The 2,970-nt window shown below is 53.2% G+C and carries 3 protein-coding genes; all 3 read right to left on the bottom strand.

The window, feature by feature from the left end:
• Window positions 1–107: 107 nt before the first annotated feature.
• Genes E1297_RS03230 through E1297_RS03220 form a run of 3 tightly spaced genes read right to left on the bottom strand, consistent with a single transcriptional unit; the run spans window position 108 to window position 2,564 of the window.
• On the bottom strand, window positions 108–911 hold the full coding sequence (locus tag E1297_RS03230) for a metal ABC transporter permease (RefSeq protein WP_209015622.1): 804 nt from the start codon (window positions 909–911) through the stop codon (window positions 108–110).
• A gap of 4 nt (window positions 912–915) precedes the next feature.
• Window positions 916–1,686, bottom strand: a complete 771-nt coding sequence (locus tag E1297_RS03225) for a metal ABC transporter ATP-binding protein (protein WP_196223169.1) — start codon at window positions 1,684–1,686, stop codon at window positions 916–918.
• Window positions 1,686–2,564: a metal ABC transporter solute-binding protein, Zn/Mn family gene (locus E1297_RS03220; protein ID WP_155133809.1), complete on the bottom strand. Its 879-nt coding sequence runs from the start codon at window positions 2,562–2,564 to the stop codon at window positions 1,686–1,688. The genes E1297_RS03225 and E1297_RS03220 overlap by 1 nt, the downstream gene beginning before the upstream one ends.
• Between the last annotated feature and the right edge of the window lie 406 nt (window positions 2,565–2,970).

The following is a 2,970-nucleotide window of genomic DNA, read 5'->3' as shown; positions in this document are numbered from 1 at the left end:
TCCTTAAACGTCAACCAAGCGGACAGTTAACGCCCGAGAGAAGTTTGTTATGGAATCATAAAAATAGCCGTTTATTTTCTGATCCGAAATTACGTCAAATTCCTCTACTAAAAAAGATTGCTTTTCAAGTGAACGATTGCGCTTGAGACGATGAAAACGGCGGCCCCGAGAAGAGTAATCCAGAACGTAGTCGGCCAGCCGGTGTAATAGGCGAGGATCAAGCCAAACCATGCCTGTGCAAGTGCAAAGCTGATCGACAGGGCTATTCCGGTGGACATATGGCTGGTGAGCCGCATGGCTGCTGCCGGGGGCGCAATCATCAGCGTGAAGACCAACAAAATTCCAACAACTTGGACACTTTCAGAAACCGCAAGCGCGACGAGCAACATGAAAACGGTCCCCACAGTCTTCGGAGCAATACCTCTGGCGTCGGCCAGTTCGGGTTGAAGACTGGCGAATGCCAGCGGACGCGCGATCACCGCAAGGATCACGAGAGCGCAAATCCCCAGAACAAGCATGGCCCAGACCGTATCTCGGGCAACACCGAGAACGTTCCCGAAAAGAAGGGCGGTCGCCTGGCCCGCGAACGACGTATAAAAATGCAGGAAAAGAAGTCCGAGTCCCAGGGACAAGGCCAAAACCATACCGATGGCGACATCCCGGCTTTGGGCGCGATCTCCCATCAGACCTATGCCGAGACCGGCAAGAAGTGTAAAAATGGTCAGGCCGACAAACGGAGTGAGGCCAATAAGTACCGCTCCCGTGGCACCCGCAAATCCTACATGCGACATGGCGTGAGCTGCGAAAGCCTGACCACGCATCACCAGAAAATAACCTACCGATCCTGCAACCACTGCCACGATGAAGGTTGCGGCGAAGGCATTGACCATAAACGCATATTGTAACACCACGCACCTACATGACCTGGGAGGGGGCGTCGTCGACGACAAAAATGCGCCCCTCCGATCGAACGACTTTCATCGGTGCATCGTAGAGGTCGGTCATGACTTTTGGTGTGATGACTTCGTCCACAGACCCGAGCGCTACCTTACGCTGCCCGAGAAACATGATGCCGTCGACCTTTCCAAGAAGTGGTGTCAATTCATGTGAACAGAAGAGAACCGTGATGCCAAGGTCTGTTTGAATTGCCCGGACCAACCGGACGACACCTTCTTGATGATTGGGATCAAGGCTCACCAATGGTTCGTCCAGAAGCAACATCTGAGGTGAACCCAAGAGTGCCTGGGCGATCAGGATACGTTTGCGCTCACCTCCGGACAGCTTGCGGACAGGCAGACGCGCGAGCTCGGTTACGCCGGTAATCTCCTGTACACGGGCAACATCGCGCCTGTCCGCTTTTGAGCTGAAAGGCCGTCCGTACCGCCGGCCGGTCAGGGACCCAAGCAAGAGATCGTGTCCGCTTAGTCCGAGATCGTCTATCTGGCGATGTGATTGCGCCACGTAGCCGATTTTGGGATTACCACGCCGGGTTGGCCTCCCGAAGACCGAGATGCTTCCCGCAGCTGTGCGCTGCAAGCCAAGCACCGCTTTCAAAAGGGTTGTTTTACCGGCCCCGTTTGCTCCGAGCATGCCGATGAACTTGCCGTGCTCAACACTGAATGTGCCAGCTTCCAATGTGACGTGCCGCCCGTATCTCAGGCAAACCTTGTCAAACTCCAGCGCCATCATTTTTCAGCGCTACCAAGCGCCTGGTTCAAGGCGTCCAGCTGATCGGTCATCCAGGTGACGTAATCTTCGTTGGCAGGCTCCGTTTCGGTGACACCGACGACCGGAATCCCGTTTTCTTTCGCAAGGTTCAACATGGTCGTCGTGGTATGGTCAGTCACTTGGGAGTTGTAAAAAAGCACCTTGACCGTTTTGTTTCGCAAGTCATTTTCAAACGCAGCCACGTCCTTGGCGCTCGGTGCCGTATTGTTCATAATTGCAATTTGGAAGCCCTGATTGCGCATGTCGAGCCCCAGCGCCTTTGCCATGTAACCGAATACCGGCTCAGTCGCTGTTACCGGCGTGCCAGCATAGCTTGTCTTCAGTTTGGCAATCAACTCCGTCAAGGGATGCAAGCTGGCCAGAAAGGCTTCAAGCCTCTGATGATAGAGTTCTGCATTCGCACTGTCCTTCGTCGAAAGATCTGCGGTGAGGGCTTTGGCCACTGCAGGGATAGTCTTAGGGTCGTACCATATGTGGGGATTGTCGCCCGGTTTGTGACCTGTGAGTGCAGCCGCGTCGATTGTTGTCCGCTCTGAGTTTGGCGATGCTTTCAACAATTTGAGCATCCAGGGGTCATAATCGGCGCCACTATATATCGCTATGTCGGCCGTGCTGACTGCCTTTGCTGTCTCGACGTCTGCTTCAAACAGATGCGGATCCTGATTCGGATTGCTAAGGATGCTGGTGACCGTGACCTGAGGACCCCCTATCGTCTTGGCCACGTTTCCGTAAAAGTTCTCAGCCGCGACAATCTTGATCAGTGTTGCAGCATTTGCCCCCGACGAGATCGTGAACAAGGCAATCGTGATCAACAGGATCTTGGCAATCTTGTTCATGGTGTGGTTCCTGTTTGGTGTTTGAATCTCACGCTGGTACACGAGTGCCTGCGCATGTTCCGGGCGCGCTAACGAAGAGACTGTCAGAAGCTGTCATAGGCTTTCAAAGCACAGCAAGCAGCAAAGTGCGAAGACGAGGCTATGCGTGGCTCCTATCGAAACGCCTCTGAAACTTACAATGTTATATCGTAACAAAACAGAGCAAATCCACTTGTGACGGTCAAGTGTCATTTCCGTTAGGGGATCACTGTCGGGGGACATTGAAACGCGGCATCTGCTTTCACAAACACCATGAATTGTCTCGAATTCATTAATGAAAACTGCGCTTTGAAAACTTACGAGATGGCTATTTCGAATGCGGTTTTTGCCTCGAAAGACGTGTCCGTCCGGTAAACCCGGCCTTTTT

This window comes from Roseibium sp. RKSG952, from assembly GCF_009711355.1.
This window is presented reverse-complemented; position numbering and strand designations above follow the sequence as displayed.